The following is a 13822-nucleotide window of genomic DNA, read 5'->3' on the forward strand; positions in this document are numbered from 1 at the left end:
AACGCTCTGTGAGGCGCGCAATATAGCGTTTATGTAAGGCAGTTATGTCTTTCTCTGATAAATATCTGGCTGACATATTTGCATCAAAATACTCGGGTCGTCCGGCGTCTCAAAACCAAATTGGGCATACAAGCCATGAGCATCCTTGGTTGCCAGCATAATTCGGCGCAGGCCTTGTAATTCAGGGTGCTTCATCACCGCCTCAACCAGCATTTTACTTACTCCCTGACCTCTGTGCTGCTCAAGAATAAACACATCCGCCAGATAAGCAAAAGTTGCTTTGTCGGTAATTAGCCGGGCAAAGCCCACTTGCTCCCCCGCTTCGCTGTATGCGCCAAAACACAGTGAGTTGTCGATAGCCCTGGCCATCACATCGCGGGGTATGTTCTTCGCCCAGTAAGAGTCAGAAATAAAGTGATAAATCACGTCAAAATTAAGCCGTGTCGGGTCGGTGCTGATGGTATAGGCAGACATAGTACTCCTCCATGCGTATTATTACTCTCTCCATTAAACCCCTGACCCCCCGTGATGACAAGCCCTTGAGCCACAGTCTGCTTTAAATGTCCCTACATTTTATTGCCGACCAGCATACCGCGCGTCAATTGTAAGGCTTCCTGATGACTTCCCGGGCCTTGTGTAACCCAAAACGTTACGGGTAATCCCATTGCACAATACATATTGGGGTGGTCCTGAAGATGAAAGTGTAAATGCGGCTCGCTCGTAAAACCAGTGAACCCACAGCGCCCCAACAACTCTCCCTGCTTCACCCTGTCTCCGACTTTCACTGAGACAGACCCTTTGTGCAAATGAGCATAGAAACCGTATTCGCCAGGTGCATGTTTAACAACAATATGATTACCGGCAAAATGACGGCACAGGAAGTCGATCATGCCAAATCCTACCCAAGGCGCCTGAGCCACCTTATCGAATACAGACACTACCTCACCGTCAGCTGCCGCCAAAATAGGCTGATTGAAACAATAATAATCGCTCACAATCAGGCCCTTGGAGGTATGGCGAGAATAATTGTGATCGACCATCACAAAGTCAAGAGCATATCTTTGCGAGAGCACTCCCCACGAGTGTGATGTCAAGGGTGTACGACCACCGTTGTAAACCAACCAGCAGCCTTCAAACGGTAATTGATAGCGTACTTTGTTTTGATATCTGGCCCTGTCTTTTTGTTCTGCCGAGACCCGCCGTGCAACTGACCTCTGACAAACAACTAGCTTAGCCTGTTGAAAGGCCAGTACAGGGTTTAGGAATGTCAGCGCCAAGGATGGGAGTGCGGTAAACATCATGCCGTAACGCCCCAGATAACGATGAATACCCGGACGCGGCCAGTTTAAACCTGGGTGAGGTTCATTGCCTGGTTGACTGGCAAGGTACTTTTTTATTAGGCAGGCACAGATAAAATGCGATGAAAAGTAAACAGTCAGTTTTGCAATAACAGACAGTCTGACTCCCCACATCCATTGGCATATGAGCTGCGAACCGAGCGTTACGCCAACTGCAATAACTAGTGGCAGCAACCAGGTAAATGCAAACGTTTTTTGTGGACTGTGTGCCGTATCTTTGGGCATGTCTGCTCCGGTTTGTGTTATCAAGTGTGTTTGTCGATGCGCCATCACTGTATACACGTGTCATTAAGGGTACAACGGCCTGATAATGACAAATCACCAAGAACCATATTTTGATACTCTAACATCCATTTTATGATACCTTACGACGAAAATAGTGAATGAGCAGATAAAGTGTCCAACGATCTCAACAAGCAGATAATCAGGCGATGCCTCGATGCGATTAAAGTCCAGTTAAAAGCCAGACAACTTACCTATCAGGATATTGCTGCATTGTTTGACGTGTCTGAAAACACCATCAAGCGAATGCTCAATCAGGATGACATTAGTTTAGACAGGCTGTTAACGCTGGCACAGTTGTGCGGATTAGATACGGCTGAGCTGCTTAGTAAGAGTCAACAACACAGATCAGCGCACACCTATTTTTCTGCGCGTCAAGATCAGGCATTTGCAGAAAACCCGCACCTGTTAAGTTATTTTTCACGGTTGTTTTACCAGCAACATAGCGTGGAGAAAATTGCCTGCGAATGCGGTCTGAGCGACCTTTCCAGCTACCGATATTTACGCGCGCTGGAGGATATTGAGCTGTTGGAATTAAAACCCCAGAACAGGTTCAGGTTTTTGGTGAGCCCACCTTTGGGGTTCGCGCCGGACAGCATGGTAGTCAAACAGTCAGCCTGTAAGCACATGGAACAAACGCTGGAAGCCGTAATGGCCCCACACAAAACACCTCAGCATCATGTTGTGATCAAGCCTTTGAAAATGCCACCCATACTGCATGATAAAATGTGGCAAGAGTTACAACACACCCTAAGCAAATATGCTCAGGTCGCAGAGCTGGCCTTTGCCGAATACAGTGAGCAGCCCACTATTCAGGTCACACTGGTAACACATCCACTCAACACGGACGTATTCAATGAGGCGCCGATCATTTCGCTTGATTAACGCCTCACGACTTATGCCTGTTGAAATGAGTAAACTGACCCCAAATTCAGGATAGTCGTTAACTCATCCAGTGCCGTCTGACACTCTGTCATTAAACTTGGGTCTGCAAGATCGGCTTCGCTCAACCTGTCGCGGTAGTGTGTGTTTATCCAGTCACGCAATTGGTCATATAAGCGCTGATTGAGTAAACACGATTGATTCACAGCACTGAGTTCTTGCTCAGACAAGGTTACTCTCAGGCGTAAGCAAGCCGGCCCGCCGCCATTTTGCATGCTTTGTTTAAGATCCATATAAATCACTTCGCTTACCGGGTTGCTGGCCTGACACAACGCAGATAAATACTGCTCCACCTTGCCTACCATCTGACATTCTCCCGGCGCAATCACGGCCATACCACCGGACGGCAAGCTGACCAGCTGGCTGTTAAACACGTAACTCTTAACCGCTTCTTCAACACTGATATCGGCATTTTTTACCTCAATCAGGTGAAGCGGTCGGTCGCCCTGATAGCCCGCTTTGATCTGCTCAATCACGCTTTGCTGCTGATAAAACGCCTGCTCATGGAATAAAAAGACATTTTCATTGCCAATGGCAATCACGTCATTGTGAAATACGCCCTGATCAATCACCTCAGGGTTTTGCTGAATAAATAAAGTATGCTGTAAGTCCAGCTGGTGGCTACGCGCAACCGCCTCGGATGCCTGGCGCGTCTGGCGTGCAGGAAATAATTGTGGCTTAACCTGAGTATGGGCGTCCTCGCCATAAACAAATAATGCCAGACCTTGATGGCCATAGCTGTCCGCTAGACGTGTGTAGTTTGCCGCGCCTTCGTCGCCGTACAATGGGTGCTGTGGCAGTGCATCATGATGACTAAAAAAGTCAGGATCACTGAACATGGCCTTGAGGATCTGGCTGGTCTGAGGTGCTTCAATGGCCCGGTGCAACTTGTTATTCAGGTTGGCTGGTGTGACATGCAATTTACCGTCGGCTGAATCGCAACTAGGCGACACGGTCGCGGCATTCGCGGTCCACATGGACGAGGCGGAATAACACGCCTTAAGCAGCTGAGGCTGGGCTTTTGCCGCTTTGCTGATCACCGCACTGTCTGAGCCTGTGAAGCCGCAAGCCCTGAGCGTGATTAAATCCGGCCGGGCATTAGGCGCAACCACGCCCTGATGCAGACCCAGCTGAACCAGATGCCACATTTTCTCGAGCCCCTGAAGTGCCGCCTGTTTTGGGTTCGAGATTTTGTTGGCATTTGATTTGGACGCCACATTACCATACGACAGCCCGGCGTAATTGTGAGTTGGGCCGACCAGGCCATCAAAATTTACTTCGTAATAGTTCATATTGCCCCCTTTTGGTGCAAGCAGCTAGTTTCAGACTCATGCATTGCACCAGATTGGTTATTGTTTTTGTTGATGATCTGCCTTGCATTTTACCCACGACTCACTAACCCATTACTTTTCAATGATTTAGGATTTTAATGCTCGCAAGACTGTAATTCTTTTGCAGTTACAGAGTCAAAAGCTATGCCATATCGGTCTGCCTAATGGCGTATCCATTGGTAAATAGAAGCAAGCTCCCTTAAATGGGTTATGTATTGACTAGCTGCCAAAGACCTTAAAACTGAGGATAAGATAAGCTATGTAGCCGCTAAGCAACGTGCCGCCTTCCAGTCGACTCAGACGACGCCCGGTGAACAGAAAAAACAACAAAATAAATGCACTGGCAAGTAGAACCCACAAATCAAACTGTAATACGCGAGGGTGAGCAGGAGTGGTTGTAGTAAAGCAGAAACACCGAGGATCCCAAGGATATTAAAGATATTACTGCCCAGCACATTGCCAATAGCTACATCGGCATGGCGACGCAACGCCGCTATCAAAGACACAGACAGTTCTGGTAACGGATAGCAAAATGGTGAGCCAGTCCCACAGCGCCTTTCAGCAACACCTGGGAGCCTAGTAGTAACAACGCCAAACCGGCCACTAAAAACAACATAGTGCGCCAGGCAGCATCTGACACTACTGCAATTTCCTTTGCCTCATCAGCATACACTACAGAAGCAGGTGAACTGTGGTTTTTTTCACTCCAGTAGGCAATACCCAGGTACCCGGCTAGTGCCCCCAATAGGATCGTGCTGTCTGTAGCCGAAAGCCCCTGACTACCTATCAGTACAACCAGCAACTCAGTACCATGATAACGCCATCGCGCCTGAAGATCAGTGGCTGTACAGACATAGGGCTTATCAACGCACACAATCCAAGGATCAATAAGATATTACCAATATTGCTGCCAACCACATTCCCCATGGCTATATCGGGCTGAGCCTGAACTGCGGCATCTACAGAGACGACCAATTCCGTCGCTGAAGTGCCAAACCCGACAATCACCAGGCCACTGAGTATAGGAGAAACCCTAAACCGCCGGGCCGCTGCCACCGCACCGCAGATCAGCGCCTCACCACCCAGTGTCAGCATGGCAATACCCGCTAAAATGAGTCCCAAATACAGCGTCATAAGTAATGAGTCCTTTTCTATTAAGCACTTAAACTCTAGACGCTGTTCCGTCATCACAACAAATATGTTTGCTAAAAAGCCCTAAACATCAATCACCACTTTGCCCATCGCCGCACCACTTTGCAGACGTGCATGCGCCTGCCCTGCCTGGGCTAACTCAAAACGCTGCTCATCCAGTACAGGTACCAGCTCACCGGCTTCAACGATGCGGGTCAATGCATTCAAAATATGATGATGTGCTTCACGATTATGATCATGCAACATGGGGATCAGCATAAAGACCACATGCAACGATAACCCTTTAAAATGTGCCACCGATAAATCCAGGTCCACCATGGCCACCGTTGAGGCAACGTGACCGTTCAGTGCAGCCCCCTCAAACGAGTTGGTCATATTGGCTCCCCCGACCGAGTCAAAGATCAGATCAAACCCTTTGCCATCGGTGTGCATAGCAACATAGTCGGCAACCGACTCGGTTTTATAGTTGATTGGTTCGGCGCCCAGACGCTGAATTAAGTCCAGCTGCGCTTCACCGCCGCCGGTAGAATAAACACGAGCGCCAAAATGCTTAGCTAACTGCAATGCCACATGACCGACCCCACCAGAGCCACCATGCACTAACACCTGTTGGCCGGCTGTAATACCGCCACGTTGTAACCCTTCATAAGCAGTGATCCCAACCAGGGGTAATGCCGCAGCTTCTCGCATACTCAGATTACGCGGTTTACGTGCAATCAGTCGTGCATCGGCCAGCATATATTCCGCCAGCGCACCTTGTAAGTCGGCCAGCCCACCGGCACAGCCATAAACTTCATCGCCTATCGCAAAGCCGGTTACGCCTTCACCTACCTCAACCACTGTACCGGCAAAGTCCATCCCCAAAATGGCGGGTAAAGCTGGTGACAAGGGCAGCGCCTCACCCATGGTACGGATCATAGTATCCACGGTGTTAACACTGCTGGCTGCGACCTGTACCAGCACATGACCGGGACTCACGCTGGGTTTAGCCACATCTGTAATAGTAAACTCAGCGTCATCGCCATATTGATTCAAAACCATTGCTTTCATAATTGTGCTCTCCTGTGTTGATGACGAAAACTATACTTGCCTTTCACTATTTTGATAATAGACTTGGTTTCATAATCACTTTATGAATTTTGTTGATAATGAACATTGAACATCTGAAGCTGTTTATACGCATTGCCTCCACACACAACATCAGTAAGGCAGGTCAGGATTTGGGGCTGTCAGCCGCAGTCGCGAGCAGTCATATTAATAAGCTTGAAACCGACTTGGGCGTAAGACTGCTGCACCGCACCACCCGCAAGGTCGCCTTGACCGAAGAAGGGTTGGCGTTTTTGCCTCATGCCGAGGATGTCTTGAATGGCGTTGAAGCGGCCCGCGCCGCCATCGGCGCAGGCACCACCAAACCCAGTGGCACACTGAGGCTGACCATGCCCGCCTCCTTTGGTCGGATGCACGTCTTGCCTGCTTTGCCCGGCTTTTTTGCACTGTATCCGGACATTAAGCTCGACCTGAAACTCTCTGACACCATTGCGGACTTGGTTGAAGGCGGGTTTGATCTGGCCATCCGAAATAGTGCGCTGAAAGACTCAACTCTGGTGGCCAAAAGGTTAGCAACAGACACTCGCCTGCTCACTGCGGCTCCCGATTACCTGGCCCTTAAAGGAGCCCCGCAAAGCCCTGAGGATCTGCGCTCTCATGCCTGCATTACGCTCTCTGGGCTGGAACACTGGTCTTTTAATACACCGGATGGCGTCCAGACTATTAAAGTTCAGGGCCAGCTGCGCGCTGACAATGGCGATGCCATCAGAGAAGCCTGTCAACTTGGCCTTGGGATCACCATTAATTCGCGCTGGAGTGCTTATGAGGCATTACGCTCTGGTGAGTTAGTTGAGGTGCTCGCGGACTATCCTCTTAAGTCTGATACCGCCATCTGGCTGGTTTATCCCAGCTCCCGATTACTCGCGCCCAAAGTACGGGTTTTTATTGATTACCTGACCCGTTATTTCGGCGATATCCCTTACTGGGAAAAATAATCTGATGCTCGTGAACCTTTTTATGTTCTGCGCCGTCTTGTAGAAAAAGCCACAAGGAATAGCATGGAACCATCAAAGGCCGCATTACTGGTATTGTCTGCCCAACAGGGTAACCGGCGTGCGTTCGAAACCTTATGCGAAGCGTTTTATCAGCCAAGCTGGCGATTTGCAATGAAACTCAGTGGCCAGCGCGCCTGTGCAGATGATATCTGCCAGGACGTCTGGACCAGTGTGGCAAAAAAGCTGGGGCAGCTGAAAGAGCCCAGTGCTTTTCGCGCCTGGGTGTTCAGAGCCATCTATCGACGCTTTATCAGTCAAAAGCAAGGCGAAAGTCGGTTCGAAGACACCCAACCAGAGCAAGCCTACGAAACACCGGATCTGGATACCTCGCTGAGCATTCTGGCACTGATACATCAGCTTGAGGATGACGAGCGCCACTGTGTGTATTTATTTTATTTAGAGCAGATGTCGCTCAGAGACATCGCCAATATTCTGGATGTCCCCCAGGGCACCGTTAAATCGAGATTAAACCGCGCACGAGCCCAATTGCGTGCCATGGTTAACGAGGAGCAAGCATCATGAATTTAGACAAAGAGATCAGTAAAGCATTACAACAAGAGCAAGCCGAGATGGCCCCGATCCTCGTTGAGGAAAAAGGCCTGTTCACTATGCTGGGCAATGTATATCAGGGCAATACCCGCTTTTGGGTGATTTTGGCGTCTATCAGCGCCCTGTTGATCACCTTAGGTTTTGTATACAGCGGTTATCGTTTTTATGTTGCCACATCGGTGATGGATCAAATCTTCTGGGCGGTGTGGTTTATCGCCGGGTTACTGGTGCAAATTGCCACCAAGCTGTGGATCTTTATGGAAATGAATCGCCAAAGTGTCCTTCGGGAGATCAACGCTCTGGCAATGCGATTGACTAAATAAGCGCAGGGCCCGCTTTTAGCGAGATGCTGAAGGCGGGGCTTGTTCACAGATCACTTTTCCGAACACGCTGGCATCTACCTCAAGGCATTGCAAGTCATTCTGGACTAACTTCACAGCGTCGCTGCAGCGTTTCTCCCGTATCACCGGATGACCTTTAGGCTCAACGCGGTAGGTACTACCTGCACACAACTCTTTTGCTGCGCTCAGCCACAATGTAAGCAGCTCAGTCGCCCGCGCGTCGGGATCAGACACGGATACGATATAAACCCCGTTTACCCCTGAGTCTGTTATCTCTATTTTTGGCGCAGCCAGAACCGTGCTACAGGCTAATAACAGCGTTGCTACAATGGTTGAATGCCATATCTTATAAAAAGCGGTTGTCACCTTAATTTTAATGCTCCTTTTTGTGATAGCTATTCGCCGTCCAGACTCAGCGCTTTGGGCGGCTGCTCAGGCCTAGCATAACTCAAACGGCCCAGCCTTTGGGTTTTATGATAACTGTCGAGTCCGGATATAGCGACCGTATTGAGAGACTCAATATCGATATAACCATCGGCTTTAATGCTCTGTTGCGGCAGCTGGATGTCCATCACCTCACCAATGACCAAAGTGGTGCCATTAATCTCCAGCTTTTGCACTTCGCGCAACGCCAGCGCAAACTTAAGCTGGCTTTGTGCCACATAAGGCGCAGCAATGCCCGCTACTTGCTGAACCTCCAGCCCGACTTGCGCAAATTCAGAAACGCCGGGCGCATAACGCGCTGAAGTCTGGTGCGCTTGTTGCCAGATTTCCGCATTCACATGATTCAGTGTATAAAAACCTGTGGCTTTGAGATTACTCAGAGTATCTCTTGGCACGGTATCGGGACGAATGATCATGCCTATCAGCGGCGGATTGGCCCCGATATGAAACACCGAGCTGACAATGGCCAGGTTTGGGTTGCCCTGTGTATCTTGTGTGCCGACCAGGTTGGCACTTTTAAACCCGGACAAGCTATTTACGAGCCGTGCCCTTTCTCGCTCTTGCATATTTGCCAGATCTTCCCGACTAAGCTGTTTGATCATCTATATATCTTCCTCATTTATCACTGTTTCTAATGCACTGGCACGCCTCCCGGGACGCCAGTGTTAAAGCTGTTCAATATTATCGAGCACCTGCCTGGCACGCTCGAGCACGGCTTGTTTGTCTTCGTCTGACTTTTTCAACCAGTTGCTGTATACCATTTTGGTACGCGGGTTACTGGCAAACTGTGCATGGTGTTGCTGCATAAAATGCCAGTACAAGGCATTGAGCGGACAGGCAGAGTCAGTGACGGTTTCTGTCACCTTGTAGGCGCAATCGCCACAATAATCGCTCATTTTTTTAATGTAGTTCCCACTGGCTGCATAGGCCTTGGAGCCAACAATGCCGCCATCGGCAAACTGGCTCATGCCCCGGGTATTTGGCATTTCAACCCATTCAATCGCGTCGATATAAATACCCAGATACCAGTCATCCACCTCATCCGGGTTAATGCCAGCTACCAGACAAAAGTTACCGGTGACCATCAGGCGCTGGATATGATGCGCATAGGCGTAGGTCAGCGATTGGGTGATGGCATGACTGAGACAACGCATTTTGGTCTGGCCGTTCCAGAACCAGGATGGTAGAGCACGCTTGGCCTGCAAATGATTACGCTGTGCATACTGGGGCATATTGGCCCAATAAATCCCCCGCACAAACTCACGCCAGCCTATGATCTGACGGACAAAGCCTTCGATTTGAGCCAGGCTGATGGTCCCCTGTGACTGCTCGAATGCCGCAATGGCCGCATCGACTACCATTTTTGGGCTGAGTATTTTGGCATTGATCGCAAAAGACAGGCGGGAGTGATACAAGCTCCAGCCCCGGTCTTCACCCATCTCTATCAGCTTGCCTGTCATGGCATCCTGAAATCGACCGAAAGTCGGCAAACAATGTTGGCAAAAAAACGTCAGTAAGTCTTTTGCCTGAACCCGATTAACGGGCCACAATAACTGCTTATCTGTCTGACCTATGGTTTTGATCTGGTGGCGCTCCAGTCGCGATAAAATGTCAGTAACATCGTTAGCAAACATCAGAGGCTCGGGGATATCGGCAAGATCCGCCGCTTTGAGTTTGTTGCGGTTATCGCTGTCGAAGTTCCACTGGCCTCCTTGCGGCTCACCATCGATCATCAACACATTAAATTCACTGCGCATATTGCGATAAAAGTGCTCCAGGCGATGACGCTTGTCGCGCTTGAAATAACGACTTAGCTGTTCGTCGGCGAGATAAAAATGCTCAGTGTCATACACACTTGATGTGACTGAAAGCGACTCACAAAACTCAGCCAGTTGCGTGCGCAGCCGGTATTCGTCAGGGAGCTGATAGGCAAAATGACTGATGTTATGCTCGCGAAACAGGTGCGTCAGTAACTCAGGTAGAGACGCAAAACCCTGAGTATCATCCAGTGTCAGGTGAAGTATCTGGTGTCCGGCCGACTCAAGCGCCTGCGCAAAGGCTTGTATTGCAGCAAAAAACGCGCACACCTTTTGAACATGATGCCGTGTATAGCTGGCTTCCTGATGCAGCTCGGCCACCACATACAGTACATCGTCGGATTTTTCTTTGTACCAGGAGTGACCAGCATTAAGCTGATCGCCCAGGATCAATCTCAGTTGCTTACTCATGAGGTTCTCTTAGTGTTGACTTGTTGCCTGCACAACGTTTGGAGCAATACTTAACATTAGGCCAGTCCCGTTGCCATTTCTTGCGCCAGGAAAAAGGGCGCAGGCAGACCGGACAGGTTTTTTGCGGTAACTGTGATTTTTTCATTCTCTCATCCAGCTTTTAACTTGGCCGTACGTGCCGCTTCAGGATCCGCTGCGCCTCTTTTTTTACCTGCGGTTTCTTGCGCCACTGCCACAGCAACTCCTGAGCAGCTTTATAGCTTAGCTTTAAATCAACAATTGGCTCAGGGTAGTCTGTGCTAGGCTCAATGCCGTACATCAGCTGCTCCATCGGGGAAAGTACCCAGGGCTGGTGTACCAGCGGCGGTGGAATATCTTTGAGTGCAGGTAGCCAGGTTTTCACAAATTCGCCATCGGGGTCTTTTTCTTCCCCCTGCTTTACCGGGCTGTAAATTCGAATGGTGTTGATCCCCGTCACGCCGGCCTGCATTTGAAACTGGCTGTAATGAATGCCAGGCTCAAAATCCAGAAATAGTCGCGCGAGGTGATCTACCCCAGAGCGCCAGTCAAGCTCCAGATGATGGCATAAAAAGCTGACCAGCATGGCACGCATTCGAAAGTTGATATAGCCAGTTTCAATCAGGCACTTCATGCATGCATCCACCATGGGGATACCGGTGTTGCCCGTCTTCCAGGCGTGTAACCTGCGCTGCGCCTCTTCACCAGTGCAGCGCGGTAGCTGCTCATAGCCACGGTTAATGTGCCTGAACTGCATCTCGCATTCGCTTTCAAATTTTTGAATAAAGTGGCAATGCCAGTGCAGCCTGGAGGAAAAGGCCACCAGAGTGCGGCGCCAGCCAACCATTTGCAAGTGGGCCAGCACACTCTGGTACACCTGACGCAAACTAATGTTGCCCCATGCCAGATAAGCAGACATACGCGAGCAGGCCTGCTGACTGAGCAGCGGGCTTGAAAGGCTGTATGAGTAACCTTTACCCCGCCCCTGATAAAACGCTTCCAGAACACGATGCGCCTCAGACTCTCCGCCAGACTGAAAAGTGCCAGGAGGGACACTAAACCTCTGCTGGATTTCATCAAGTCTTCCTTCGCTCGCTTGCAACTTAAACCAATTTATTTGAGACAAGTCAGGCGTCGCGCATATGGAACGCATGGTTTTCTGCCATTGCTTGTCCCAACTCTGCCGTTGCCTCAGCCCGCGTTGCACTGCACCACTGCGGGACTCTGACCAGTGTATCCCCTGTGTTGTACACCATGCTGACACCGCCTTATCTCGCTCGAACGTGTTGGCCAGTCCAATCTCCTGATGAGAATACAACCCCGATATCTGCCACGTGTTGTGGATGTGCTCCAGCGTATCCAGCGCAGGTTTGTCTGAAACCCATAACGCGCCGTCCGGAATACGTTGTCTTATATCCTGTAAAGACTGTAATACAAACTGCCAGTGACGCGGCGAATAATGCGGGTCTTCCAGCAACATAGGCTCGAAACAATACAGCAGAAGTACAGGTGCGCCACCGGTTATCGCCTGACACAAAGGTTCGTGGTCAGACAATCTGAGATCGCGTTTAAGCCAGACAACCGCAACACTCATGCATCGACCTCTGCTGGTATCGGCCAGTCCGCAGCATCTGCACTATCTAGTGCCGTGACGCCTTGCTCACCACGCCACTTTTGTACAAACAAACCATGCTCGTCATACTGGTGTGCCTGCTTTTCAATGTTAAAGTGGCGACCACCCCGAGGGTCAACACCGACGCCCGCGATGTACTGCCAGTTCCCCCAGTTTGAGGCGACATCATGATCGAGCAGCTGTTGCTGAAAATAAGCTGCGCCGTAGCGCCAGTCCAGCCCCAGTTCGTGCACAAAATAACTGGCGACAATTTGCCTGCCCCGATTTGACATATATCCCGTTTCGTTGAGCTGGTTCATTAGTGCGTTAACCAAAGCAGAGGGAGTACAGCCTTCACACCAGCGTTGAAAACGCTCACTCATAAAAGTAGTTAAGGGCTTTGACTGAGCCAACCCCTGAAAACGGTAAAGCTTTGACCCAAGCTTGAGGCTAAGCCATTGAAAATATTCACGCCACAACAGCTCGAATTTGATCCAGTAGGTCGACTCATTGGCCTCCACTTGCTTCTCAAACGCTTCGGTTGCCCACCAAACCTGGCGGGGTGACAAGTTGCCCAGCGCCAGGTAAGGACTCATTTTGGTTGAGTTCAGCCAGCCATCCAGTTCATTGCGGGTCTGTTTATATCTACTTGCAACACCGCTATCAAAATAGTCTTTAAGGTGCGCCTGAGCGGCTTCTTCACCGGCTGGAAAGTCCAGCGGTACTCTGGTTTCTGACAGGCTCGACTGGAGATGTGTTTGCCACTGCTCTAGCTGTATGCAAGCTAGAGTGTCATCCTCAATGACCAGTGGTACCGGTAAGTTCCTGGGGTCAAAACGGCAGGACGTCACCACTGACAAAGGTGCCTTTTCAACCCGCTTACGAAACTGAGTAAAACTGCCTAAATCGCTGTTTAATGTCTGGATCTGAGCTTGGTCAAACAAAGTATGTTGCCAGAAGCAGTGTACAGGGACAGATCCCAGTGCCCGACGCGTCTGCTGCACTATAGTACGCTCATACAAGCCAATCGGTTCCGCACAGATCACCTGATTTATCTGGTACTTTGAGACAGTTTCCGGCAACAAGAGGTTGGGCTCACCTTCAAGCACAAAAAGCTTCTGCCCGCAGGCTTTTAATTGGCTGTCTAACGTCATAAGGGAGTCAGCGATGAACGCTGCCTGTCTGTCGCCAAGTAATTTACAGCGATGATTGGTCTGGGTGCGATACCTTGGGTTAATCACATACACAAACATCAGCGCATCACTATTTTGAGCAGCAAAATCCAGTGCTAGGTTATCATCCAGCCTCAGATCTTGTGTAAACCAGTAAAGTGTTTTTTTCACGCGCAGCCCTGTTAGATTTGCTTATATGCCATCTTTTACGAACCCGGAAAAGAAAAAGTTCAGCGATAAGCTTTCAATGTTTATTGAAAGTTCAATAATATTTGCGATAAGCTATCTGTG

Annotated in this window: 16 protein-coding genes and 1 pseudogene; 4 read left to right on the forward strand and 13 right to left on the reverse strand. The window is 49.8% G+C overall.

The features are described 5' to 3' along the window. Window positions 1-42 precede the first annotated feature (42 nt). Together NH568_RS05575 and NH568_RS05580 are read right to left on the reverse strand one after the other, a co-directional pair. Window positions 43-474: a GNAT family N-acetyltransferase gene (locus tag NH568_RS05575; protein WP_253045378.1), complete on the reverse strand. Its 432-nt coding sequence runs from the start codon at window positions 472-474 to the stop codon at window positions 43-45. Window positions 475-566: 92 nt separating this feature from the next. Continuing rightward, window positions 567-1583: a M23 family metallopeptidase gene (locus NH568_RS05580; RefSeq protein ID WP_253045380.1), complete on the reverse strand. Its 1017-nt coding sequence runs from the start codon at window positions 1581-1583 to the stop codon at window positions 567-569. 171 nt (window positions 1584-1754) lie between these two features. Between NH568_RS05580 and NH568_RS05585 the strand changes: the two genes are divergently transcribed. Then, window positions 1755-2525 carry a helix-turn-helix domain-containing protein gene (locus NH568_RS05585; protein ID WP_253045382.1) on the forward strand — a complete coding sequence of 257 codons (771 nt, stop codon included), beginning with the start codon at window positions 1755-1757 and terminating at the stop codon, window positions 2523-2525. A gap of 11 nt (window positions 2526-2536) precedes the next feature. Here the strand turns inward: NH568_RS05585 and astB are convergent, their stop codons facing one another. The 5 genes and pseudogenes from astB to NH568_RS05610 all read right to left on the reverse strand — a co-directional run bounded on the left by astB (window position 2537) and on the right by NH568_RS05610 (window position 6115). Further along, complete coding sequence (gene astB, locus NH568_RS05590; protein ID WP_253045384.1) at window positions 2537-3874, reverse strand: N-succinylarginine dihydrolase; 1338 nt, start codon at window positions 3872-3874, stop codon at window positions 2537-2539. 258 nt (window positions 3875-4132) lie between these two features. Then, window positions 4133-4419: pseudogene (locus NH568_RS05595) on the reverse strand (hypothetical protein). Continuing rightward, window positions 4410-4715, reverse strand: coding sequence for a hypothetical protein (locus NH568_RS05600; protein WP_253045388.1), 306 nt, complete (start codon window positions 4713-4715; stop codon window positions 4410-4412). Before NH568_RS05600 ends, NH568_RS05595 begins: the two are co-directional and overlap by 10 nt. After that, window positions 4700-5047 carry a hypothetical protein gene (locus NH568_RS05605; protein ID WP_253045391.1) on the reverse strand — a complete coding sequence of 116 codons (348 nt, stop codon included), beginning with the start codon at window positions 5045-5047 and terminating at the stop codon, window positions 4700-4702. The genes NH568_RS05600 and NH568_RS05605 overlap by 16 nt, the downstream gene beginning before the upstream one ends. An 81-nt stretch (window positions 5048-5128) precedes the next feature. Next, entirely contained in the window at window positions 5129-6115 is a 987-nt protein-coding gene (locus NH568_RS05610; protein ID WP_253045394.1) for a zinc-dependent alcohol dehydrogenase family protein, read from the reverse strand. Window positions 6116-6213: 98 nt separating this feature from the next. Between NH568_RS05610 and NH568_RS05615 the strand changes: the two genes are divergently transcribed. From NH568_RS05615 to NH568_RS05625, 3 genes are all read left to right on the forward strand, one after another. After that, window positions 6214-7107, forward strand: a complete 894-nt coding sequence (locus tag NH568_RS05615; protein WP_253045396.1) for a LysR family transcriptional regulator — start codon at window positions 6214-6216, stop codon at window positions 7105-7107. Between the two features lie 63 nt (window positions 7108-7170). Further along, window positions 7171-7689 carry an RNA polymerase sigma factor gene (locus NH568_RS05620; protein WP_253045398.1) on the forward strand — a complete coding sequence of 173 codons (519 nt, stop codon included), beginning with the start codon at window positions 7171-7173 and terminating at the stop codon, window positions 7687-7689. Beyond that, window positions 7686-8039 carry a DUF6768 family protein gene (locus NH568_RS05625; protein ID WP_253045401.1) on the forward strand — a complete coding sequence of 118 codons (354 nt, stop codon included), beginning with the start codon at window positions 7686-7688 and terminating at the stop codon, window positions 8037-8039. The genes NH568_RS05620 and NH568_RS05625 overlap by 4 nt, the downstream gene beginning before the upstream one ends. A 15-nt stretch (window positions 8040-8054) precedes the next feature. On the opposite strand, the gene NH568_RS05630 is transcribed toward NH568_RS05625, so the two are convergent. The 6 genes from NH568_RS05630 to NH568_RS05655 form a co-directional block, all read right to left on the reverse strand. Continuing rightward, window positions 8055-8423 carry a hypothetical protein gene (locus NH568_RS05630; RefSeq protein WP_253045403.1) on the reverse strand — a complete coding sequence of 123 codons (369 nt, stop codon included), beginning with the start codon at window positions 8421-8423 and terminating at the stop codon, window positions 8055-8057. Between the two features lie 29 nt (window positions 8424-8452). Beyond that, window positions 8453-9103 (reverse strand): flavin reductase family protein, encoded by a 651-nt coding sequence (locus NH568_RS05635; RefSeq protein ID WP_253045406.1) that lies wholly within the window; start codon window positions 9101-9103, stop codon window positions 8453-8455. Between the two features lie 63 nt (window positions 9104-9166). Further along, the gene (locus NH568_RS05640; protein ID WP_253045409.1) at window positions 9167-10729 is read right to left on the reverse strand and encodes a cryptochrome/photolyase family protein; all 1563 of its coding nucleotides are present in this window, start codon (window positions 10727-10729) and stop codon (window positions 9167-9169) included. Beyond that, the gene (locus NH568_RS05645; protein WP_253045411.1) at window positions 10722-10874 is read right to left on the reverse strand and encodes a DUF2256 domain-containing protein; all 153 of its coding nucleotides are present in this window, start codon (window positions 10872-10874) and stop codon (window positions 10722-10724) included. The genes NH568_RS05640 and NH568_RS05645 overlap by 8 nt, the downstream gene beginning before the upstream one ends. A gap of 15 nt (window positions 10875-10889) precedes the next feature. Further along, window positions 10890-12341 (reverse strand): deoxyribodipyrimidine photo-lyase, encoded by a 1452-nt coding sequence (locus NH568_RS05650; protein WP_253045414.1) that lies wholly within the window; start codon window positions 12339-12341, stop codon window positions 10890-10892. Further along, window positions 12338-13702 (reverse strand): DASH family cryptochrome, encoded by a 1365-nt coding sequence (locus NH568_RS05655; protein WP_253045416.1) that lies wholly within the window; start codon window positions 13700-13702, stop codon window positions 12338-12340. Before NH568_RS05655 ends, NH568_RS05650 begins: the two co-directional genes overlap by 4 nt. Between the last annotated feature and the right edge of the window lie 120 nt (window positions 13703-13822).

Source organism: Pseudoalteromonas sp. XMcav2-N, assembly GCF_024124545.1.
Classification (GTDB): Bacteria; Pseudomonadota; Gammaproteobacteria; order Enterobacterales; family Alteromonadaceae; genus Pseudoalteromonas.

Coding starts and splice junctions, on each gene's coding strand:
- NH568_RS05615 (WP_253045396.1), top strand. CDS start 6,214: ATGAACATTGAACATCTGAAGCTGTTTATACGCATTGCCTCCACACAC.
- NH568_RS05635 (WP_253045406.1), bottom strand. CDS start 9,103: ATGATCAAACAGCTTAGTCGGGAAGATCTGGCAAATATGCAAGAGCGA.
- NH568_RS05640 (WP_253045409.1), bottom strand. CDS start 10,729: ATGAGTAAGCAACTGAGATTGATCCTGGGCGATCAGCTTAATGCTGGT.
- NH568_RS05650 (WP_253045414.1), bottom strand. CDS start 12,341: ATGAGTGTTGCGGTTGTCTGGCTTAAACGCGATCTCAGATTGTCTGAC.
- NH568_RS05620 (WP_253045398.1), top strand. CDS start 7,171: ATGGAACCATCAAAGGCCGCATTACTGGTATTGTCTGCCCAACAGGGT.
- NH568_RS05610 (WP_253045394.1), bottom strand. CDS start 6,115: ATGAAAGCAATGGTTTTGAATCAATATGGCGATGACGCTGAGTTTACT.
- NH568_RS05575 (WP_253045378.1), bottom strand. CDS start 474: ATGTCTGCCTATACCATCAGCACCGACCCGACACGGCTTAATTTTGAC.
- NH568_RS05605 (WP_253045391.1), bottom strand. CDS start 5,047: ATGACGCTGTATTTGGGACTCATTTTAGCGGGTATTGCCATGCTGACA.
- astB (WP_253045384.1), bottom strand. CDS start 3,874: ATGAACTATTACGAAGTAAATTTTGATGGCCTGGTCGGCCCAACTCAC.
- NH568_RS05625 (WP_253045401.1), top strand. CDS start 7,686: ATGAATTTAGACAAAGAGATCAGTAAAGCATTACAACAAGAGCAAGCC.
- NH568_RS05580 (WP_253045380.1), bottom strand. CDS start 1,583: ATGCCCAAAGATACGGCACACAGTCCACAAAAAACGTTTGCATTTACC.
- NH568_RS05645 (WP_253045411.1), bottom strand. CDS start 10,874: ATGAAAAAATCACAGTTACCGCAAAAAACCTGTCCGGTCTGCCTGCGC.